General features: G+C 37.9%; 22 protein-coding genes and 1 pseudogene. 18 read left to right on the top strand and 5 right to left on the bottom strand.

Going from position 1 to position 21012, the window contains the following annotated elements:
* Window positions 1–30: 30 nt before the first annotated feature.
* Window positions 31–1161: a DUF418 domain-containing protein gene (locus tag ACQKIM_RS17015; RefSeq protein WP_427546009.1), complete on the bottom strand. Its 1131-nt coding sequence runs from the start codon at window positions 1159–1161 to the stop codon at window positions 31–33.
* A gap of 147 nt (window positions 1162–1308) precedes the next feature.
* Entirely contained in the window at window positions 1309–2016 is a 708-nt protein-coding gene (locus ACQKIM_RS17010; RefSeq protein WP_427546007.1) for a class I SAM-dependent methyltransferase, read from the bottom strand.
* Window positions 2017–2215: 199 nt separating this feature from the next.
* Here ACQKIM_RS17010 and ACQKIM_RS17005 point away from each other — a divergent pair, with 199 nt between their 5' ends.
* Window positions 2216–2458: a hypothetical protein gene (locus tag ACQKIM_RS17005; protein ID WP_427546005.1), complete on the top strand. Its 243-nt coding sequence runs from the start codon at window positions 2216–2218 to the stop codon at window positions 2456–2458.
* Between the two features lie 60 nt (window positions 2459–2518).
* Here the strand turns inward: ACQKIM_RS17005 and ACQKIM_RS17000 are convergent, their stop codons facing one another.
* Entirely contained in the window at window positions 2519–3559 is a 1041-nt protein-coding gene (locus ACQKIM_RS17000) for an NAD(P)/FAD-dependent oxidoreductase (RefSeq protein ID WP_427546003.1), read from the bottom strand.
* A 147-nt stretch (window positions 3560–3706) separates the two neighbouring features.
* On the opposite strand from ACQKIM_RS17000, the gene ACQKIM_RS16995 reads away from it, so the two are divergent.
* From ACQKIM_RS16995 to ACQKIM_RS16950, 10 genes are all read left to right on the top strand, one after another.
* Window positions 3707–4495, top strand: a complete 789-nt coding sequence (locus ACQKIM_RS16995) for an ABC transporter ATP-binding protein (protein WP_427546001.1) — start codon at window positions 3707–3709, stop codon at window positions 4493–4495.
* A gap of 13 nt (window positions 4496–4508) precedes the next feature.
* The gene (locus ACQKIM_RS16990) at window positions 4509–5435 is read left to right on the top strand and encodes an iron-hydroxamate ABC transporter substrate-binding protein (protein WP_427545999.1); all 927 of its coding nucleotides are present in this window, start codon (window positions 4509–4511) and stop codon (window positions 5433–5435) included.
* Between the two features lie 23 nt (window positions 5436–5458).
* A complete protein-coding gene (locus ACQKIM_RS16985; protein WP_427545997.1) occupies window positions 5459–6460 on the top strand; it encodes a FecCD family ABC transporter permease in 1002 nt (333 codons plus the stop codon).
* Window positions 6453–7460 (top strand): FecCD family ABC transporter permease, encoded by a 1008-nt coding sequence (locus ACQKIM_RS16980; RefSeq protein WP_427545995.1) that lies wholly within the window; start codon window positions 6453–6455, stop codon window positions 7458–7460. The genes ACQKIM_RS16985 and ACQKIM_RS16980 overlap by 8 nt, the downstream gene beginning before the upstream one ends.
* A gap of 182 nt (window positions 7461–7642) precedes the next feature.
* The gene (locus ACQKIM_RS16975) at window positions 7643–7822 is read left to right on the top strand and encodes a hypothetical protein (protein WP_427545993.1); all 180 of its coding nucleotides are present in this window, start codon (window positions 7643–7645) and stop codon (window positions 7820–7822) included.
* A 311-nt stretch (window positions 7823–8133) separates the two neighbouring features.
* Window positions 8134–8553 carry a MarR family winged helix-turn-helix transcriptional regulator gene (locus tag ACQKIM_RS16970; RefSeq protein ID WP_427545991.1) on the top strand — a complete coding sequence of 140 codons (420 nt, stop codon included), beginning with the start codon at window positions 8134–8136 and terminating at the stop codon, window positions 8551–8553.
* Window positions 8554–8564: 11 nt separating this feature from the next.
* Window positions 8565–9764, top strand: coding sequence for an MFS transporter (locus ACQKIM_RS16965; protein ID WP_427545989.1), 1200 nt, complete (start codon window positions 8565–8567; stop codon window positions 9762–9764).
* Window positions 9765–9927: 163 nt separating this feature from the next.
* Entirely contained in the window at window positions 9928–10797 is an 870-nt protein-coding gene (efeO, locus tag ACQKIM_RS16960) for an iron uptake system protein EfeO (RefSeq protein ID WP_427545987.1), read from the top strand.
* A gap of 6 nt (window positions 10798–10803) precedes the next feature.
* Window positions 10804–12063, top strand: coding sequence for an iron uptake transporter deferrochelatase/peroxidase subunit (gene efeB / locus ACQKIM_RS16955; RefSeq protein ID WP_427545985.1), 1260 nt, complete (start codon window positions 10804–10806; stop codon window positions 12061–12063).
* On the top strand, window positions 12038–13753 hold the full coding sequence (locus ACQKIM_RS16950) for an FTR1 family iron permease (protein WP_427545983.1): 1716 nt from the start codon (window positions 12038–12040) through the stop codon (window positions 13751–13753). The genes efeB and ACQKIM_RS16950 overlap by 26 nt, the downstream gene beginning before the upstream one ends.
* Window positions 13754–13799: 46 nt before the next feature.
* On the opposite strand, the gene ACQKIM_RS16945 is transcribed toward ACQKIM_RS16950, so the two are convergent.
* On the bottom strand, window positions 13800–14666 hold the full coding sequence (locus tag ACQKIM_RS16945) for a pentapeptide repeat-containing protein (RefSeq protein ID WP_427545981.1): 867 nt from the start codon (window positions 14664–14666) through the stop codon (window positions 13800–13802).
* Between the two features lie 180 nt (window positions 14667–14846).
* Between ACQKIM_RS16945 and ACQKIM_RS16940 the strand changes: the two are divergent.
* The 6 genes and pseudogenes from ACQKIM_RS16940 to ACQKIM_RS16915 form a co-directional block, all read left to right on the top strand.
* Window positions 14847–15077, top strand: a pseudogene (locus ACQKIM_RS16940) (hydantoinase/oxoprolinase family protein); the annotation flags it as partial.
* Window positions 15078–15192: 115 nt separating this feature from the next.
* Window positions 15193–15969, top strand: a complete 777-nt coding sequence (locus tag ACQKIM_RS16935; RefSeq protein WP_427545979.1) for a hypothetical protein — start codon at window positions 15193–15195, stop codon at window positions 15967–15969.
* Complete coding sequence (locus tag ACQKIM_RS16930; protein ID WP_427545977.1) at window positions 15966–16322, top strand: GntR family transcriptional regulator; 357 nt, start codon at window positions 15966–15968, stop codon at window positions 16320–16322. Before ACQKIM_RS16935 ends, ACQKIM_RS16930 begins: the two co-directional genes overlap by 4 nt.
* 10 nt (window positions 16323–16332) lie before the next feature.
* Window positions 16333–17028 carry an ATP-binding cassette domain-containing protein gene (locus ACQKIM_RS16925; protein ID WP_427545975.1) on the top strand — a complete coding sequence of 232 codons (696 nt, stop codon included), beginning with the start codon at window positions 16333–16335 and terminating at the stop codon, window positions 17026–17028.
* A gap of 5 nt (window positions 17029–17033) precedes the next feature.
* Complete coding sequence (locus ACQKIM_RS16920; protein ID WP_427545973.1) at window positions 17034–17957, top strand: ABC transporter ATP-binding protein; 924 nt, start codon at window positions 17034–17036, stop codon at window positions 17955–17957.
* Window positions 17935–18873, top strand: a complete 939-nt coding sequence (locus ACQKIM_RS16915) for an ABC transporter permease (protein WP_427545971.1) — start codon at window positions 17935–17937, stop codon at window positions 18871–18873. Before ACQKIM_RS16920 ends, ACQKIM_RS16915 begins: the two co-directional genes overlap by 23 nt.
* A gap of 48 nt (window positions 18874–18921) precedes the next feature.
* On the opposite strand, the gene ACQKIM_RS16910 is transcribed toward ACQKIM_RS16915, so the two are convergent.
* The gene (locus ACQKIM_RS16910; RefSeq protein WP_427545969.1) at window positions 18922–19695 is read right to left on the bottom strand and encodes a sporulation protein; all 774 of its coding nucleotides are present in this window, start codon (window positions 19693–19695) and stop codon (window positions 18922–18924) included.
* A gap of 111 nt (window positions 19696–19806) precedes the next feature.
* On the opposite strand from ACQKIM_RS16910, the gene ACQKIM_RS16905 reads away from it, so the two are divergent.
* Window positions 19807–20676 (top strand): LysR family transcriptional regulator, encoded by an 870-nt coding sequence (locus ACQKIM_RS16905; RefSeq protein ID WP_427545967.1) that lies wholly within the window; start codon window positions 19807–19809, stop codon window positions 20674–20676.
* The last annotated feature ends 336 nt before the right edge of the window (window positions 20677–21012 follow it).

Below are 21012 nucleotides of genomic sequence, written 5' to 3'. Positions count from 1 at the left end.
ATTTTTATTGCTTACACCATCCTTTATTGCTTAATGTCGTGTCATAGCTTGAATGGTTTTTTTCCGAATCCATTCCATCGGGCCAATATGAAATTGCTTCTGCCAAAATGACGCTAGAGCAAGTTGAAGACAAGAAAGGGCTAGCCAAATGCTAATAATTAGAATGCTATTTAATTGTCCTCCAAGCCCAAGTCCCCAGCCATAAAAAATAATAGATGCAAGCACGTTTTGTAGGACATAAGAGCTCAAAGACATTTTGCCGACATCTGCAAAGCGCTGCCAAAGCCAATCCAGCCTCTTATATTCTACCAGTTTACCTAAAATTCCAATATAGCCAATCGATAGAATCGGCGCACATAAATAACGAACAGGAAAATCAAAAAGTCCCCCAGGAATAAAAATAAGTAGATTTAAAGGGATACCAATGAATACACCGAGTTTGAAAAGCTTGTGTCGAGCCTGACGTCCTTTGTCTGTAGATGAAAAAACCTCATTACGCATAAACTTTACACCTAGTATAAATAAAAAGACATTCATAGGGATAATAAAAATAGCTTCCGTGCGATAAAACAAAAAGTTTGTCAGGCGATGCTGTACTTGAGCTAGCCATGTGTCATTTTCATACAGTGCAGCGACTGACTCCATGCCATTGAAGGAAACCATTGCCCCTTGTAATGAGCTTATAAAAATAAGCAGTATCATGAGGATATGAAAGCTTCCAAAGAGATAGAAAGCCCTTGTCATTGCTTTGTCGCCTAATCTGATAATAAAGGTAACGATAAAAGCTGTTACGGCATAGCTCATTAAAATATCATATTCCATGACAAGTGTGTAATGAAGTAGCCCTTCCAAACCTAAAAAGACTATTGTCCAAAGATATATGCCAGGCCAAGCATTTCCTTTTCTTAACGCTTGTTGATATTTTAATTGTAAGCCTACACCAAACATAATTGTTAACAGTCCCAGTAACTTACCATTGACTAAAAATAATACCACCATTCGTAAAAAATCGTTCAAGGACCACCAACCACTATAGTTACTCGTTGTGATATACGATAAATCGCCAAGATAGGCAAAAATCCAAATATTCGTACCAAGAGTTCCTAAGACAGCGAAACCTCTTAACATATCAATAAAGGGAAGTCTTTGTTGTGTTTGCATATGTTCAATCACTCTTTCTATGTTTTCTTACGTTTAATGATAAGAAAACGCCAAGTGAAAACCTATTCACAGCAGTCAAAGAATCTTTATGACACCTGTCATATGTAACAAAAAACCAGCATCGCTTTGGGTGCTGGTGAAATGCGATTATTTTGAGCAGGAGTAAATACGATAGTCCAAAATTTTTTCGTATTTTACGTTCATGGCAATATGTTGATCCATTATATCATATAGTTCTGATTCAATATCTTTGGAGAAATTAAATTCAGGCTTTGATGAGATAGATTTATTTTTTTGTATGCGAATATTATGAAAACCAGCCTGCTGTAATAAGGCTACCCAATCCTTTTTCATAAGGAGTGCATCAAATCCGTAAAATTGTTGAATGTCATCTGCAAGTTGAGGGGGTAGTATTTCGGGAATGGTAAATTCAATGGCAATGAAGCGGCCACCTCGCTTCAATAAACGATAAATCTCTTGCAAGGCAATTTGTTGATCAACAAAAGCAAGAACTGATTCAGCAAATATCAAGTCAAATGACTCATTTGGTAATGAAGTTTGCATAATAGAGCCTTGTATGATGTTGACTGGTAAACGTGTTTTTTTCATTCTGTGACGGGCTTTTTCTATCATGATGGGGTTGATATCTATTCCTGTTATTTTTGCTTGAAAGTGTGTAGCCAAATAGGCAGCCGTTTGCCCTGTCCCGCATCCGACATCTAAAATATGTGAGGATTGCTGAATGCTCTCTGCTTTAAATAGCTCCTTTGACAGATTAATACCACCAGGATGTGCGCCTCCAACACCAAATTTCGCTAAAAATTCGAGATAATTAGAACCTTGAATGAAAACCACCTTCTTTTTTCATATAGTATGAAAATGAAACTAGTATGGTTCCTTCAAAATATCATGGTGTAAGTCCAAACACTAGAGTTCCATATTTTTGGAGGCGAGATAAAACTATATTATTTTTAAGTACTTCTTCAAAAGTCTAATTCATTAATGTAATAAGTACATATACTAGTTTAGAAGCTTTCAGATAGGGGGTGAATCAATGCCATATTTTCAGCCGAATTTTAGAAGAGGACCATATCCGCCAAGCAATAGACAATATTTTGGACCTCCTTTTCGAGGTAGAATGATGCAACCTTCCTATTCTCCTAATCAACAATTTCAACCTTCTAGAGTAGGAAATTTGCCAAATCATTTAAATACGATTATGGGGCATGCTGGTACGATTACGAATGGAGTAAATATGTTAAGGCAGATGGGAGCATTATTAAGTTTATTTAGATAAAAGTTAGAAACCCTCTTTAAGAATGACTTCTTAAGAGGGTTATTTTTTGGATTAATTTACTTAGACAAGTTGCTTTTCGATAATAGAGCGATTTTTTTCTTTAAATAGCTCATTATGAGAGGAGACCATACCATGACGATAGGCTGTTGGCTCTAAATACGTTTTAATCGAGTTAACCGCATTGGTTGCATCTTGGAATGTCCCGAGAAGCAGATTGATTTTTCCTTCAAACGATAAAATATCGCCTGCTGCAAAAATACCAGGCTGTACCGTTTCTCCTGTTGCTTTTCCATCAAAATAATAATCATCTTTTTTAGGAATGGCAATGGCTTCGTCAAATGCGAGGGATGCTTCACGATTATAGCCATGACTAACAATCACCTCATCGATTTGACGAGTATAGCTCTGATTGGTTTTCGTATTTTCACATGTGACTAATTGAATAGCTGTTTTATCAGCATTTGCGGTAAGTTTTGTAATGCTTGTATTGCATTCTATATGCACACCAACATCAAGTGCTTCCTTTATTGTTGCTTCATGAGCTGATAATGTGTCTTTACGATAAACAACCGTAATACTTTTGGCAATAGGGCTTAGCTCAACAGCCCAATCTATGGCCGCATTGCCTCCACCTGAAATAATAATGTCCTTATTTACAAAACGATTATAGGATTGAACAGTATAATGTAAATTTGACATTTCATATTTTTCGGCTCCTTCAAGTGTTAACTTTTGAGGGTTAATGATGCCGCCTCCAACAGCTAAAAGCACAGTTTTACTATAATGCTTTTCACCAGTCGCCGTATGTACTATAAAAACATCGTCCTGACGTTTAATAAAATCTACTTTAGTGTCTGTCAAAATGGTTGGGTCGAATGTTTTCGCTTGTTCGATTAATTGTTTGACAAATTGCTCACCTAATATAGGGGGATGTCCACCAATATCCCAGATAAGCTTTTCAGGATAAAGTAATACTTTTCCACCAAGTTGTGATTGGCTCTCAATTAATTTCGTTTTTAACCCACGTAACCCACTATAAAAGGCGCTATATAAGCCAGCAGGACCTCCGCCAATAATCGTTACATCATAAATATGTTGCATTTTTATTGCCACATCCTTAAAAAATAGTAAAAAAGTAATTGACAAATTCTTATCAGAAAACTAGACTAATTCTAGTGATAATGATTATCATTTTTAATTGTGCTTATCATAGCATGGAATGAAGTAAAAAGAAAGAGAGGGTCCAAATTGCGTTTAGAAGTTGAATCGATTCGTGTTGGCTATGAGAATAAAACGATTGTGCATGACTTATCGCTGCAAATTCCAGATGGCAAAATAACAACCATCATAGGTTCAAATGGTTGTGGAAAATCCACCTTATTAAAGGCCATTACACGTATTTTAAAGCATGAGAGTGGACAGGTCGTACTAGATGGTCAAAATATCTCCAAAATGAAAACGAAAGAATTGGCGAAAGAACTGGCCATCTTACCACAAAGCCCTGAAAGTGCACATGGTTTAACTGTGGAAGAGCTTGTATCCTACGGTCGATTTCCCTATCAAAAGGGCTTTGGCAATTTATCACAAAAGGATAAAGATGTCATTGATTGGGCTTTACAGGTGACAAAAACCGAAGACTTCCGTTTTCAATCTGTAGATGCTTTATCAGGTGGACAGCGTCAACGAGTGTGGATTGCGATGGCATTAGCTCAAGAAACCGACATCATATTTTTAGATGAGCCGACAACATATTTAGATATGGCACATCAATTAGAGGTTTTAGAGTTACTTTACAAGCTTAATGAAGAACAAGGGCGCACGATTGTCATGGTACTCCATGATCTAAATCAAGCAGCACGATTCTCCGATTATATTGTGGCTCTATCACAAGGAGAGCTTATAAAGTTTGGAACAGCTGAGGAAGTCATGGTTCCAGAAGTATTAAAAAAAGTGTTTAATATTGATGCGGTTATTGGCCAAGATCCACGAACAAATAAACCAATGTGCATTACATATAACTTATTACAAACCGTTTAAAAGGAGAATGACAATGAAAAAGTGGTTATTACCAATGTTTATGATGCTGGTACTAGTATTAGCAGCGTGTGGCAATAAAGAGGAGGAAACAGAAAAGGCTGATGAAGGTTCAAAAGAAGCAACTACAGCAGAAACAATTACTTATCAATCCGAGACAGGTCCTATGGAAGTACCAGCAAACCCTAAACGAGTAGTCGTGTTATCTTCTTTTGTAGGGGATTTATTACAGCTTGATGTCAATGTTGTCGGGGTAGATGCATGGGCAGCGAAAAATCCGAACTTCCAAGATGCGATTAAAGATGCAGTAGTTGTTGAAAATACAGATATTGAAAAAATTCTGGAGCTAGAGCCAGATTTAATCATTGGCTTAAATGGAATTGAAAATGCTGATAAATTATCAGAAATTGCACCAACTGTGCTATTTACGTACGGGAAAGTTGATTATTTACAACAATTTATTGAAATCGGAAAAGTAGTCAACAAAGAAAAAGAAGCTACTGAATGGGTAGAGGATTTTAAATCTCGTGCAGCAGAAACTGGTAAAAAAATTAAAGAAAAAATCGGTGAAGATGCGACTGTAACAGTGGCGGAAAACTTTAATAAACAATTTTATATTTATGGCGATAACTGGGGTCGTGGAACAGAGATTTTATACCAAGAAATGGGCTTAAAAATGCCTGAGAAAGTAAAAGAAACAGCACTAGAGCCAGGCTACTATGCAATTTCTCAAGAAGTTTTAGGGGATTACGCAGGGGACTATGTGATCTTCAGTATGTTCCAAGATCAAGATAACTCCTTTACAGACGCAGCATGGTTTAAAGATTTAGAGGCTGTGAAAAATGGTCATTTATTTGAAGTGAATGCGAATGCCTTTTACTTCAATGACCCTATTACATTAGAACATCAACTGAAGTTCTTTGAAGAGAAATTTTTACAATAATTAGTAGAGAGTAGCGAAGGCAAATGACAAAGTTTCGACAGTTTCCATTTTGGCTTCAGGTATTGCTTGCATTGATCGTATTATTCGGCACAGCCAGTATCTCTCTGTGCTTAGGTGCAGCGAATACGAGCATTCAGGATGTCTATCAAGCAATTGTCGGACAAAGTGGTGGTAAGCATTACACGATTTTACGTGAAATTCGATTTCCTCGTATCATTGCCGCTATTTTTGTTGGCAGTGCACTCGCTGTCGCAGGGGCGATTATGCAGGGGGTTACACGAAATCCATTAGCCGATCCAGGTCTGCTTGGTTTAACGGCAGGGGCAAATGCTGCCCTTGCCTTAACCATGGCATTTATCCCAAAGTTCTCATACTATACTTTAATTTTAGCCTGCTTTGTTGGGGCTGGAATTGGTATGATAATTGTTTATGGGATTGGGGCTTCTACTAAGAAAGGCTTTTCTCCGTTGAGGCTTGTTTTAGCTGGTGCAGCTGTTACTGCTTTATTACAAGCGATTGCGGAAGGGACAGGCATCTTATTTCAAATTTCCAAGGATGTTTCGATGTGGACAAGTGGCGGTTTCATTGGCACAACATGGCAGGCGTTACTGATCGTCCCTGTGATAGTTCTCGGTCTACTACTGTCATTTGCTTTTAGTCGTCAATTAACGATTTTAAGCTTAAATGAAGAAGTAGCAGTAGGTGTTGGACAAAATACAACATTTATTAAAGGAATCATGATGTTTGTTGTTGTTATTCTGGCAGGCTCTGCTGTGGCACTTGTTGGGAATCTAGCATTTGTAGGTTTAATGGTACCGCATATTGTTCGTGCGTTTGTAGGGACAGACTATCGTTTTGTATTACCAATGAGCGCCATTGTTGGTGGTTGGTTTATGGTGATGGCTGATTTTGCAGGGCGCATGATTAATGCACCATTTGAGACGCCAGTTGTAGCGATTATTTCCATTCTTGGACTTCCATTCTTCCTATTATTAGTGCGGAAGGGAGGACGCCAATTTGTTTAAAGAAGGTCGCAAAAAACAGCGAAAGTGGTTTTTTACTTGGCTTGTAGTCATGATATTGATCTTTGTTTTGGGCATTTCTTTAGGTCCAGCCTCTGTTTCGATTGATCGCATTATCCCAACCTTGCTAGGCGACGGTAGTTTTAAAGAGTCCTTCGTATTATTCTCGGTCAGATTACCAAGGATGTTTGTACTGGTAGCGGCAGGAATGGCCTTAGCATTAGCGGGAGCTGTTTTGCAGGGCGTTACACGCAATGATTTAGCAGATCCTGGTATGATTGGTATCAGTTCAGGTGCAGGTGTTGGGATTACTGCCTTTTATCTACTAGTAAAAGGCAATCTTCCTCACTTTGCTTATGTTTTACCAGTTGTAGGATTTTGTAGTGCCCTATTAACAGCGCTTTGCATTTACTTTTTCTCTTATCAACGCAATAAAGGTGTGCACCCTATTCAATTTATCTTAATAGGGGTAGGGGTAGCTTCTGCTTTATCAGGGGTCATGATGGTGTTAATTTCCTCAGCAGAGCGTAGTGATGTACAATTTATTGCGCAATGGCTGGCAGGCAGTGTTTGGGGAACAGATTGGCCATTTTTCTGGGCTTTAGTACCTTGGCTTGTACTCGGTATTCCTTATATTTTCTATAAATCCAATGTCCTTAATGTCTTGGCGATGACAGAGCAAACAGCAGTTGGTCTCGGCATGAATATTGGACGTGAACGATTACGTCTATTAATTGTAGCCGTGGCGTTAGCGGCAGCCGCAGTTTCTGTAACAGGTGGTATTGCCTTTATCGGTTTGATGGCCCCACATATTGCTAAACAGCTCGTTGGCCCACGCTATCAATTCTTTTTACCTCTGACATTGTTTATTGGAGCAAGCTTGCTTATGCTTGCTGATACAATTGGACGTGTTGCTATTGCGAGTGCAACCGTTCCTGCTGGAATTGTTGTTGCTTTTATCGGCGCACCATACTTTTTGTATTTATTAAGGAAGAATGTATGATAGAATGTTCGAACTGACTGAGCAGAAATGTAATAGCAAACGATAGTGGATATATAAATTACTGTACTTTTTACCTAGAAAAAATAGTGAAATATTTATTTTATGATCTTTATATTTCAAGTTTTTGGGAACCTCATTTGTGGAGGTTCTTTTTTTGTATAATCATGGCAGGAGGTGTAAAAATGATTCTATTAGCACATCAAATTTCGGAGTTACAGAAAATACTCGAGGTAATTGTAAGGAGACTGCCTAGAACCTACAATGAGTACTTCAATTATAATGAGCATTTACGACGCATACAAGCAGGCTTCGCTGGCGAACAGCGTGTGGATGCTGAAGGATACGCGCAAGTAGAGGGATAGCGTGTGCAAAGTGAGGGATAGCACTTAGAAAGTGGCGGATAGAACGCGCAAAGTGATGGATAGAAGCGGAAAAGTGAAGGATACGCACAGGTAGAGGGATAGCGTGTGCAAAGCTAGGGATAGAACGTGCAAAGTGATGGATAGATGAGGGAAAGTGAAGGATAACGCACTAGTAGTTGGATAGCATGAACGCTCATTTAGCGTATAAAAAGACCATTACTCCAGCAGTCACTCGCTCATTTCCTACTAGACAAATAAATTTTTTAGGTATATAGTTAGCTAGGCTAACCAATAGTGAAGGAAGTGATCTTATGACAGTGGAACAGGAATTTTTCAATCAATACCGTTTAATGTATAGGCCGTTTATCAATCAGTTGAATGTACAACTTGAACCATATCAGTTATATAGCTCGCAATGGGCAGTACTTCGTTTCTTAAAGGATAAAGGTCCTCATTCGTTTGTAGATATTGCTAATTTTATGTCTATAGAGAAGCCGAGTGTAACGAAGCTTGTTCATAAACTTGTAGAGCTAGGCTATGTGGAAACTGTAGCGGGTAAGGATAAGCGTGAAAAGCTGGTTCACTTAACGACGTATGGGGAAGAGCTTGTGCAGGAAATAAAGTCGCAGCTGAATCCGTTTTTTGAGCAGGCACTTGCAAATGTACCACAGCAAGATATTGAAATTGCGACACAGGTTTTAGCAAGAATTTGTATGAATATCAATCAATAGGAGAGAGCAACGTGGAAGCAACTAGACAGAAACTTTGGACAAAGGACTTTTTAATCGTCTCCCTTATCAATTTTACGATTACTTTAATTTTTTATTTATTAATGGTGACGATTGCAGCCTATGCGGTAGAGCAATTTCATGCTTCAACAAGTACAGCAGGGTTAGTATCCAGTATTTTTATTATTGGGACATTGTTTGGGCGCCTTGGTGCAGGACGTATTATAGGTGACTGGGGTAGTAAAAAAACATTGTTTTGCGGATTATTACTTTTTATGCTGTCAACAATGTCCTATTTTATAGCAGGTAATCTTCCCTTACTAATGCTGAATCGCTTAGTGCAGGGGATTGCTCTAGGTGTGGCAAGTACAGCAACGGGAACAATTATTGCACAAATTTTACCTTCTGAACGTCGTGGAGAAGGAATTGGCTATTACAGTTTAAGTGCAATTTTAGCCACTGCGATTGGTCCATTTATTGGGATTCTTTTAACACAGTTGTTTGAGGATTATCGTATGATTTTTGCTGTCGATTCAGTTTTGGCAATTATTTGCTTTTTAATGTATTTCATCGTAACGGTGCCATACATGCCTAAGAAAGCAACAGAAGCAACAGTGAAAGCTGGCTTTAAGGTATCAAACTTTATTGAGATGCGGGCATTACCAATTGCGTTTGTAGCGCTTGTTATTGGCTTTGCCTACTCTGGTGTAATGTCCTTTATGACGTTTTACGCAAAAGAGCTTGATTTGGTGACAGCGGGAAGTTATTTCTTTATTATCTATGCAGTTGTTATTTTAGCAACTCGTCCATTTACAGGAAAATTATTAGATGCTAGAGGAGCAAATATTATTATTTATCCCTGTCTAGTCATTTTTGCGATAGGCATGTATGCCTTTAGCTCAGCGACAACTACAATAGCCTTTTTAATCGCTGCTGCATGTATTGGGGTCGGCTATGGGAACTTCAATTCTGTAGCACAAGCAATTGCCATCAAGGTAACACCTAATGAACGTTTAGGACTTGCGACATCTACATACTTTATTTTGTATGATTTCGGCTTAGGTGTTGGTCCATACTTCTTAGGGTTCTTCGTTCCTTCAATGGGCTACGGTGCTATTTTCTTCGCAATGATATTTGTAATATTACTATCAATTGTGCTTTATTATTTCTTATATGGGAAATATGAAAACTTGAAACAAGCAAAAATTTCATAGATTAGAATCATTATATTGTAGAAAAATCGTCTTTTTGCTAGTTGTGTATAAATTTCAACTACAAAATGACGTTTTTTTCTTTAAATAAAAATACTTCTTGCAATCAAATATGATAATCATTATCATTCTCAATATAAACTAATTCGGAAGTAGGTATTTTAGCATGAAGAAAACATCGTTATTGTCAGTATTAGTTGCAGGGGGTATCATTATGACTGGCTGCGGCAATACAGATGAAGCAAAAAAGGAAGAAAAGCCACAAACAGAGCAAGCAGATACAGTAAAAGAAGAAGTGGATTTATCTGCTGAACTATCAGCCTATCAAAAATTTGCTTTAGAGCAAATGGATCAATTCCTGCTGGAAACAGAAAAATTCGTGAATCTATTTAAAGCGGGCGACATTGAAGGCGCAAAAGCAGCCTATGCACCAGCACGTATGTATTTCGAACGTTCTGAGCCAATTGCAGAAAGCTTTGGCGACCTTGACCCAAGAATCGATGGTCGTTTAGCGGATATTCAAGAAGAAGGTAAGGGCGAGGAAGAATGGACAGGCTATCATAAGCTTGAATATGCCCTATGGGTAGAAAATAAAACGGCAGGCTATGAAGCAATTGCCGATCAATTATTAGCAGATGCAAAAGAATTACATGCATTAGTTCAAACAGTTGAAGTGACACCAGATTTAATGATCACTGGTGCCGTTGATTTATTAAATGAAGTATCAACATCTAAAATCTCTGGTGAAGAAGAAATCTACTCTCATACTGACCTTTATGACTTTAAGGCTAATATCGAAGGTGCAGAAAAAATCTTTGAAATTCTACGCTCTAAATTAGAGGCAAAAGACAAAGAACTAGTAGCAACTTTAGATGAAAAATTTAAAGCAGTGGATGACTTATTAGCACAACATGCAACAGCTGATGGTGGCTATGTTTCCTATGAGGAGTTAACGGAGGAAAATACTAAAGCACTTGCAGCAGCTGTTAATCAACTGGGTGAACCATTAAGTCAAATGGGCATTATTTTGGAGTGATATAAAATGACAGCGTCAAACGATGAAAAATGGATTAATAAAAAAATATCTAGACGTGAAATGTTAAAGCTTACAGGCATTGGTGTAGCGGGTGCAGCAATTGGTGCCTCTGGCTTAGGCGGTGTCATGAAAGTAATGGGCTATGATGTCTTTGAGCCTGTTGCTGACAGCACAACTGCTAGTAGTAAAGTTAATTTTTATGGCAAGCATCAATCAGGCATCACTACGCCTGTACAAACAAATATTTATTTTGCTTCTTTGGATGTTTTATTGACATCTAAGAAAGACCTACAAGAGTTGTTCAAACAATGGACACCTCTTGTTGTACGTTTAATGAATGGTGAGTTAATGGTCGATTTAACAACGAATACTAGAGTTCCGACAGGCGATACAGGAGAAGCAGATGGCTTAGATGCTTCCAATTTATCCATTACGATTGGTGTAGGACCATCTTTGTTTGATAAGCTCGGTATTCAGCATTTGAAGCCTGCGGAGTTAAAGGATTTACCACATTTCCCGAAAGATCAGCTGCAAAAGGAATTTACTGGCGGTGATCTTTGTATTCAAGCCTGTGCGGATGATCCACAGGTAGCATTTCACGCCGTGCGTAATTTAGTACGTGCAGCCTCTGGTAAAGTGGAGGTTAAATGGTCGCAGGCAGGTTTTAACTCGTTTCCTGCTGGTGGAGGAACACCGCGAAATCTATTTGCATTCAAGGATGGCACTGTGAATCCAGCGATTACAGATGAGAAGGATTTAAATGAGGTTGTTTGGGTTGATAAAGGCTGGCTAAAAGGCGGCTCTTATTTGATTGCACGTAAAGTCCAAATGCATCTTGAAACATGGGATCGTACATCTTTAAAGGACCAGGAAGCAACATTTGGTCGCTATCGTGATAGTGGTGCTCCGCTTGGTAAAACAAAGGAATTTGATGATTTTGATGTAGAGGCAAAAGATAGTAAAGGTGAGTATATTATGCCAGATACATCTCATGTACATTTGGCACGAAAATCAGGTGCCCGTATGTTACGTCGCTCTTATTCTTACGCATCTGGCGTTATGTCGAATACTGGTGCACATGATGCAGGGCTAATATTCATCTCTTTTCAAAAAGACCCAGCACAATTTACAGCCATTCAAAATAGTTTAGGGCGAATGGATAAAATGAATGAATACATTACCCATCGAGGCAGTGCTGTGTTTGCTTGCTTCCCTGGTGTACAAAAGGGGAGTTACTTAGGTGAAGCACTTTTTAACGCGCTGTAGTTTGATTATTTGCTTACTACTGACATTAGCTGTACCAGTGCAAGCAGCGCAATCTTATAGTCATTTATATATTGCGATTAGTGATGCACTGATGAATACGAAGCAGGATAATGAAACTGAGGCAAAGCAGGCAATTGAACAATTTGCCACAGACTGGGCTAAAGTTACTACTGAGCAAAAAGAGGCGAAAGTAAAGGTTGATGAGATCCTTCTTCAAGCAACGGAGGCAACTTCCAAAGATGAACGTTTGGAGGCACTTTCTGCACTGTCGAATGCACTACGAAACTTAGAAAAACTTGAAAATCCAGTAGATAAAGCAGCACAGCGGGCAGAGTTTGGACAAAGGTTTAAGCCCATTATGGCAGACTTTGAAAAGGCTTTAGCAAGTGGAAATATCAAGGAGATTGATGAAGCTTACAAGGATTTTAATATAAAATGGAATAAAAGTGAACGACCTATACGAGAGCAAAGTATTGCGATGTATGGGCAAATCGAAACACAAATGGCATTTCTGCGTATCTCTATTTCAGCTGAAGAGCCTGATATTAGTCTAATGCAGTCTCAATTTGCAGATTTAAAACAAACAATTAATGATTTTGTGGCAGGCAAAGAAACAGCAGAATTAGTAGAGGGAGAATTTTCTTTGGCTACATTAATTGCTTATATTGATGAAGCTAATGATTTTATTGATGCTGAAGATTATAAGGCTGCTTCTGAGAAAATTCGTGAATTTATTACAGTCTGGCCAAGTATTGAAATAGAAATCTCTACACGAAACGGTAGTCTTTATACAAAAATTGAAAGTGATATGCCCATTATTGCGAGCGATTTATTAAAATCCTCTGTTGATAAAGAAGCCATTACAAAAAAATTAGAAAATTTTCGTACCGAAATCGAGCTTATTCAAGGTGATTCGGATTATACAATATGGGATGCAGCATTAATATTACTTCGCGAAGGACTTGAGGCGCTGCTCATTATTTTGGCCTTGGTGTCATTCCTTGATAAATCAGGACAAAAGAAGATGCGCAAATGGATTTATGTTGGCGCATTTGTTGGTGTTCTGCTGTCTGCCGTTGCGGCAATTCTAATGTCGACTATTTTAAACTCAGCAACAATCGATACAAATCGGGAGTTAATGGAAGGCTATGTAGGCTTACTTGCTGCAGCCATGATGATTGGTGTGGGAATCTGGTTGCATAGTAAATCAAGTGTGGCGAGCTGGAATCGCTATATTTCTAAACAAATAGGTAGTGCTATTTCCAGTGGCTCTGTCTTTGCTATGGCAGCTATTAGCTTCTTATCAGTTTTCCGTGAAGGAGCAGAAACGCTTGTTTTTTACGCAGGGATTGCTCCAAAAATGGAGACTTCTCAATTTGTGCTAGGTATTGTAGTAGCCCTTCTTATTTTGGCAGTCTTTGCCCTTGTGCTATTTAAAGCAAGTGGGAAAATTCCAATTCATAAATTCTTTGCAGTGGCTACCGTGTTGATATATGTATTGGCCTTTAAAATTATTGGTGTCAGTCTGCATACACTCCAATTAAGAGATTCTGTATCAACCACAATTGTAGATGGTTTGCCGGTAGTCAGCTTCATAGGATTCTATCCTACGGTTGAAACCATGCTTGGACAAGCAGTTTTACTGTTACTAGTTGTAGCGACAATTTTCTATAAAAAGAAACAAAAATAAATAGCAGGGTAGATGGAGTATACTCGTTCATCTACCCTTTTTCTAATTATGCAAGCCAATGGGGAGGATGTTTTAAGTGAGAGGGCAATTGTGTCTGCTTATCTCCTTGGGCAGAATTAATTTGCATTTGAGTTAAAAACATAGTTGTAGAAAGATCAGCACCTCGTAAATTAGCATCTCGTAAATCAGCTCCGATAAAATCGGCTCCTCGTAAATCAGCCTGCTGAAGATTAGCTGCAATTAGATAAGCTCCTCTTAGATCCGTAGAACGTAAATCTTTGCCCTTTAAATTCTTGCCCATCCAATCTACTCCTCGATAGCTATACTTTCGAGAGGCTTTGCCAGTAGCTGTTTTTATAAAGTGTTGACGAATCTGAGTACTTGTTTCAAGTAATAACATATTAACAGGCATTCTATAATTAGGTATATCAATTTTTAATAATGTCGCTGCATCTAATTCCGTAGCAAATTGAAGTTTTTCTAATTGTTCAAGTAATCTATTATATAACTGAGCGTCAACCTTATAGGATAATGCCTCTGCAATATAAGCAATCATTTCAAATAATTGCTCCATAATTGGAAATACGCGAAACATTGTGTCAGCATGCGCAGGGTGCTGGCGCCAATCCTGTCCATGAAAGGTTGTTTGTGAAACCTTTTGCCCTGCTCCTAAGCAATCAAAAACGGTACATCCCTTAAATCCCTTTTCCCTAAGGGTACCATGAATTTGGCAGCTAAAATCGGATTGTAAGTTTTGACAGGGAATACCTGCAGGTTTATTCATCGCAAAGTCGCTAGAAGCAACAATATTTAAAGCTGTGCAGCATAAGGCAAAACAATTTTGACAATCTGCCTGAAGATCTTCACGTATCTTTTTTCCAATTGAATAATCTATTTTGTTTATCTTGGACATCGTTATTTTCCTCACTTATTCATAAACTTATAGATTATATTACCACTATCTTTCTGTCAGTTCTATCGTCCACAAACCATTAGAGAATGTGGTGTTCTTTTTGAAAAGCATCACAAAGATACTCGAAGGTAGAATGGCTGTTTTGTTTTATAAAAGAATTTAAAGAAAAGAAAGTGGTGGGGCCAATCCATCGCCGAATTTAGTGGTCAATATGAGCAGATTTATATTTATTCAAGAGAGCCGCGTGAAGATTCATTAAAGGATGCACAGGATAAGGCAGTGAAGCAGGCCATTTTAGCAGGTGCACTTTCAGAAACGATTGAACTAGTGGAAGTGGAAGAAACACCCCTTGCGTACCATCCTGAAAATGCAACAAGATTAAAGGTTAAAGTAGTAGGGAAAATGAAATAAAGCAAAGGGAAGAGTCTTGATAAACAGATTCTTCCTTTTGCTTTTTTTGGCACTTGCAATTCAAAAAGTCCTAGTGTAATATTTGACTAGTACACTATGACACGAGGTGTTTACATTGAAAAGTTTTGTTGGGCAATTCAAAAAGGAATGGGTGCTCTTTCGGGCATGGTTATATGTGGGGGTCTTTTTAGGAATCTTAATATCCATAGTTGCTCCGTATTTAATAGAACGATATGGCGATGGATTTACAGAGGATAATCAACTTCCATTTGCTTTTACTTTTCTAGTCCTTGCTTTAGGAGGTTTTTATTCTGTATTGCAGTTTTTGGCTAGCTTACGTTTGGATTTAAGAAGTAAAGAAATATGGCTGCACTCAACAAGCTCTATTCAACAGCTTATAGGTGTAAAAATTGTTTTTTCCTTAACGGGATACACAATTTTTAATATTCTTTTTACAGGTATTGCTATCTATACATTAAGAGCTGCTTTTATAGCCAGCTATGGGCAGGTATTGTTATTGCTAGTAATCGTGGTAGCCATTATTGCAGTGTTTCAATTAACGCTATTTGTAATCATACTTCTATTTTTAGCATTTTATCTCCAAATGAAGTACTTTATCGGCCGTTTTGCTATCGTTCTTTTGATGGGGGCCTTTTTTGCAAGCATTTATCTATGGTTTAGATTTACTGAAAGTTTAATATATGTTAAAATTTTACAACATATAGGTATCTCGTTAAGCTGGCTTGAACAGTATTTGCCAAAATCCAAGTTGCCCTCAATGGAGTTTAGACTTGGAACATTGTATGTAGTAGAGGAACTAGCCCTTTCCATTTTACTCGTATTGCTATTTATCATTGCTACAAAGTGGCTTGAAAAGGTGGTTTTACGATGACACTTGATTTTTCACGAGATAAACCAATCTATAGCCAGCTTGTTGATCGCATTTGTGGAGATATTTTAAAAGGAATGTTAGCACTTGGGGACCGACTTCCTTCTGTTCGAGAGTATGCAGTAGAGACAGGGGTTAATGTCAATACGGTGCAACGTGTATATAAGGAGTTAGAGGCGATGAATATAACGGAAACTAAACGGGGGCAAGGTACATTTATCACAACGAATGAAGAGCGAATTGTTGTGTTGCGAGAAAATATGAAAAATCAATTAGCAGATAATTTTTTATCATCCATTGAAGCACTTGGGTTTTCAAAGGAAGAGATGCTGATTGTTTTGCAAAATAAATCGTGAGGTGAGATAAATGCTACAGCTTTCAAATGTTTCTTTTCGTTATATGAAAAAAACCATACTGCAAGAGGTGTCTTATTCATTACCAATTGGCCAGATCATAGGTCTAGTTGGAGAAAATGGTAGTGGGAAGTCAACACTTTTAAAAGTATTAGCTGGCTTATTACTTCCATCAAGTGGTGAGGTTTTACTAAACGGTACCCCAGTTACTCGTAGAAGTGCCGATCAAATTGCCTATTTACCAGATACAGATTTATTTTTTGACTTTTATACTGGAGAGCAGCTTTTTCAGCACTATTCCTCTCAATTCGAGGATTTCTCATATGATAAGGCCTGTATCGTTGCAGAGTTTTTGCAAGTTGATAAAAAAATGAGATTAAGACAGCTATCTAAGGGAAACCGTGGTCGTATGAAAATGGCCGCAACGCTTGGACGAGAGGTCCCATTTTATTTAATGGATGAGCCGTTTGCTGGGCTTGATCCAATTGTTCGAGAGCAACTCATTAAAGGGCTCATTCAATTTACTGATATGGAACATCAAACAATTCTTTTATCCACTCATGAGCTATATGAGGTAGAGCCGATTTTAGATCAAATCATTTTACTACAAAATGGCTCGATTATTGCACATGAGGAAGTTGAAAGGATTCGAGATGAGACAAATAAGGATGCAGTGCAATGGATGAAGGCCTACTATAAGAAAGGATGAAATTAATGACAACACAACCAATTGTTCAATTGCAAAATTTATCAAAGATTATTCGTGGTAAACAATTAATATCGCAATTGAATATCGATTTATATCCAGGGCAAATTACTGGATTTCTAGGACCAAATGGTGCAGGTAAAACGACAACTATTCGTATGATGACGGGGCTTATGCATCCGACGGAGGGGAAGGTTATCATTGATGGTCTTTCTCTACAGGAGAATTATGAGGAGGCAATTAGTAAGGTCGGCGTAATTGTAGAAAATCCTGAAATGTATAAGTTTATGACGGGCTATAAAAACTTATTGCATTTTGCGCGAATGCATAAAAATGTGACAAAGGAACGCATTCAAGAGGTAGTGAATCAGGTGGGTCTTGAGAAACGTATTCATGAAAAAGTATCTACGTATTCTCTTGGAATGCGTCAACGTTTAGGACTAGCCCAGGCATTGCTTCATCGACCTAAGTTTTTAATTTTAGATGAGCCTACAAATGGGCTTGATCCGGCTGGTATTCGTGAATTCCGTATGTATTTACGGAAAATTGCGACTGAGGATGACGTCTCTGTTTTTGTTTCCAGTCATTTATTGTCTGAAATCGAATTAATGTGTGATCGGGTAGCTGTCATTCAAAATGGTAAATTAATTGATATTCGTGACATTCATAGTAATAATTCTTCGTTTTATTATATTGAGGCTACTCCTAATGACGAAGCTGTATCGCTCCTTAAAAAGCTCGATATAAATTTTGTTACAGAAAATAGTGGCTACGTTGTGGAAATAAAGAAAGAAGATATACCATCATTCATAACACACTTCGTTAATGAAGGAATCCAATTATTCGCTGTACAACCACATCAAAAAACATTAGAAGACCAATTCTTAGAAATGACAGGAGGTGGCCAAATTGCTGAAGCTAATTCAAAATGAATGGATGAAATTGTGGTATAAAAAAGGGACTTGGGCGATGACCGCATTAGTAATCCTTTTTATTATTGGACCTGGTATTATAATGAAATACTATGAAACAAAAGATTCAGAGGATATTTCATGGAAAGAAAATGAGCAACTGGCCATTATTAACTATAAAGAAATGTTAGCAGGAGATGATTTGTCTCCAGCAGATAAAACATATTTCGAGGAGCAAATGGCAATATCAGAGTATCGTTTAGCGCATAATGTGCCGTCTCAAAAAGAGGGAAGTCTCACAAGCTTTATGTCTTTTACGAGTAATATGCTCACTTTAGTTACATTATTTACAGTGATTACAGCAGCAAGTATTGTTTCGACTGAATTCTCAACCGGTACTATTAAAATGCTGTTAACACGTCCAATGTCGCGTGCAAAAATATTAACCTCCAAATTAATTACAACTTTTATTTTTGGATTGTTTTTATTTGTGATTAATGTTGTAGTAAGTGCTATAGTAGGATTTCTATTATTCGGCAATGGAGCAGGAGTCGAGTTAGAGATGGTCAATGGACAAATTGTCGAAAAGGCAATATGGAATGATTTGGGATATCATTATTTACTGTCTGGCGGTGACTTTGTGATGTCAATTTTATTTGCATTCTTAGTGGGCTCAGTTTTCCGCTCAAGCTCTTTAGCGATTGGTTTAACGATGTTCTTATCGTTTACAGGCGGAATGATTGTGATGTTCTTAAGTCGATATGAAATTGTCAAATATATTTGGCTGACGCATTCAAATTTAACACAATATGAATCAGGAAATCCTGTAATAGAAGGTATCACAATGCCATTCTCACTTACTGTCTTAGCGATCTATGCTGTTATTTTCCTTGTAATCAGCTATACATCCTTTATGAAACGCGATGTGACAGCATAAATAAAACACGGTATGAAATAGTTAATTTTCATACCGTGTTTTTCTATTTTATCCTTTTAAATGCTTGGCAATAATTTGCTGTAGCTTCGTTTCAATCATTGGTAAATCATGCTTGGTAAACGTGGTTCTGACATAGCTTTCGTCCATATCAAGAGCTTCTGCGAAAAAGCTTCCAATGCCTCTAACTTTACGATCTATTTGTAGCAATATTTCTGCTGAATGATTAGACTGTGACAGAAAAACAATTTCTAGCTCATCTAAATGATTTCGATATTGTCCTGTTGGCACAAATTCAAATTCTTGAATGAATGGATAATAGCCGCGGAATCTAGCTGGTGCCTGTTCACACTCTGCTTCACGCAAACGGAAACCGAGTGAGCTTATAGCGTCTAGAATATGTGCAGCCAGCTCTGTTGGCTGAACACGAATATAATCTTTATCGTTTGGATCCACTGCATTTTTAATATCAAGCCCTGTTTGAATCCATACTTGGGTTTTGCCTGCTGTTATCGGTGTTTCGAATGGTAATGTAATTGAAATAGGGAAGGTTTTCCTTTCGCCTGCTGCAATAACAAATGGCTCCGATACTTTAATTTTTTGTAGAGCCGCTACTTCCGTATATTTATTGTCATTCGCTTCTCGAATATAGGTCGTATTGATCGATAAATAAATCGTATCGACTTGCTGTTCAACCTGCCCGCCACGTACTATAATCTCGCCACGCATTACTTCACCGGCTCTGTATGTAGTTTTTTCTAATCGTGTATCAACCGTTGCAGAGCCTATCCCAATACTTGCAAGAACATTGTTAAAAAACGACATCTGTATTCCTCCAATTGACATTAATAGTTATACATACGCACATTTTTTGAAAAGGTTTCAAGATATAAAAAATTTTCGTTATAATGTATGAAAAACAAATGGGGCGTCGGGATGGAAACAGAATGGATAAGAACATTTCTAATTGCTGCAAGAACAGAAAATTTTCGCGAAACGGCAGAACAACGATTTATTACACAATCTACAGTATCAAAGCATATACAGCATCTTGAAAAGGAACTGCAAACAACGTTATTTGATAGACAGGGGAAGCAGGTGAAACTAAATCGTTTTGGCGCTTACTTTTTTCAACAGGCAGAAAAAATGATAATGACTGTGGATGAAGGAATACAAAATATGGAATCCTTTTTGCATGGATATACGTCCCATTTAACGATCGGGGTTGCCCCTCAAATTGCCAATTCTACATTACCAGCCATCATCCAAACATTTCAACAGCAGAAACCATCCATACAAATTAGGATCGAGCTATTAAAATCTAATGAAATAGGAGAGGCGGTTTATACAGGAGAGGTGGATATTGGTTTATCGAAACTGACATCAACTCGTGACCTTCATACCGTCCTTCTTGCACAGGAACCACTTCAATTAATTGCTCCGATGACAAAAAAAGAGGCGGATGCGCTGACGCTTTTACAACAAGAAATGATTTTAACACATGAATATGCACCCTATTGGCAGGACATTCAGCAAGTATTACAACAATTTAAACGCTATAAAAGCATGCATATTAATCAAACTGAGGTCATAAAAAATTTTGTGAAGCATGGACTTGGCATTGCCTTTTTGCCAAGAAGTGTCATTGAGGCTGATTACCAACAGAATTTATTACATAGCTATTCCGTACAAGAATTTTCTCATATAATGTCCAATAGCTACTTTTTAGTAAAATATTTGTCAGCTGATATTGAGAACTTTTTAGCGGTTTGTCACCTAATTTATGATGAACTAGTTTGTGACTAGAGCTGTAAAACTGCATTAGACATACTTTGGTCAAAAGTGTATCTGTTAAAACGCTAATCTGCATCAATTATTCATATTTACTATATATATTAGGTGTATCTAGATATTACCCGTATAAACAGGTAGGAAGACAATCCCTTTCATAGTGTAGTACGTGTTCAGCTACCCGAATAAAGCCAAGGAAAAGCCGCTCAGGTGTTGCCAAAAACGCTCGGGTCTAAGAGAGAAGCGCTCAGGTATAGAGGAAAAACGCTCGGTTTCAAGAGAAAGCCTCTGGGGTCCAAAAAGTGCTTGGGTGTAAGAGAGAGTCGCTCGGGTATAGTCGAAAAGCGCTCG

The sequence above is a fragment of the Lysinibacillus sp. NPDC047702 genome, from assembly GCF_050272555.1.
Taxonomy (GTDB): Bacteria; Bacillota; Bacilli; order Bacillales_A; family Planococcaceae; genus Lysinibacillus.
This window is presented reverse-complemented; position numbering and strand designations above follow the sequence as displayed.

Bases quoted from the DNA above. Each gene is read 5' to 3' on its own strand.
- ACQKIM_RS17015 (WP_427546009.1), bottom strand. From the start codon at position 1,161: ATGCAAACACAACAAAGACTTCCCTTTATTGATATGTTAAGAGGTTTC.
- ACQKIM_RS17005 (WP_427546005.1), top strand. From the start codon at position 2,216: ATGCCATATTTTCAGCCGAATTTTAGAAGAGGACCATATCCGCCAAGC.
- ACQKIM_RS17000 (WP_427546003.1), bottom strand. From the start codon at position 3,559: ATGCAACATATTTATGATGTAACGATTATTGGCGGAGGTCCTGCTGGC.
- ACQKIM_RS16990 (WP_427545999.1), top strand. From the start codon at position 4,509: ATGAAAAAGTGGTTATTACCAATGTTTATGATGCTGGTACTAGTATTA.
- ACQKIM_RS16985 (WP_427545997.1), top strand. From the start codon at position 5,459: ATGACAAAGTTTCGACAGTTTCCATTTTGGCTTCAGGTATTGCTTGCA.
- ACQKIM_RS16975 (WP_427545993.1), top strand. From the start codon at position 7,643: ATGATTCTATTAGCACATCAAATTTCGGAGTTACAGAAAATACTCGAG.
- ACQKIM_RS16970 (WP_427545991.1), top strand. From the start codon at position 8,134: ATGACAGTGGAACAGGAATTTTTCAATCAATACCGTTTAATGTATAGG.
- efeO (WP_427545987.1), top strand. From the start codon at position 9,928: ATGAAGAAAACATCGTTATTGTCAGTATTAGTTGCAGGGGGTATCATT.
- efeB (WP_427545985.1), top strand. From the start codon at position 10,804: ATGACAGCGTCAAACGATGAAAAATGGATTAATAAAAAAATATCTAGA.
- ACQKIM_RS16945 (WP_427545981.1), bottom strand. From the start codon at position 14,666: ATGTCCAAGATAAACAAAATAGATTATTCAATTGGAAAAAAGATACGT.
- ACQKIM_RS16930 (WP_427545977.1), top strand. From the start codon at position 15,966: ATGACACTTGATTTTTCACGAGATAAACCAATCTATAGCCAGCTTGTT.
- ACQKIM_RS16925 (WP_427545975.1), top strand. From the start codon at position 16,333: ATGCTACAGCTTTCAAATGTTTCTTTTCGTTATATGAAAAAAACCATA.
- ACQKIM_RS16920 (WP_427545973.1), top strand. From the start codon at position 17,034: ATGACAACACAACCAATTGTTCAATTGCAAAATTTATCAAAGATTATT.
- ACQKIM_RS16910 (WP_427545969.1), bottom strand. From the start codon at position 19,695: ATGTCGTTTTTTAACAATGTTCTTGCAAGTATTGGGATAGGCTCTGCA.
- ACQKIM_RS16905 (WP_427545967.1), top strand. From the start codon at position 19,807: ATGGAAACAGAATGGATAAGAACATTTCTAATTGCTGCAAGAACAGAA.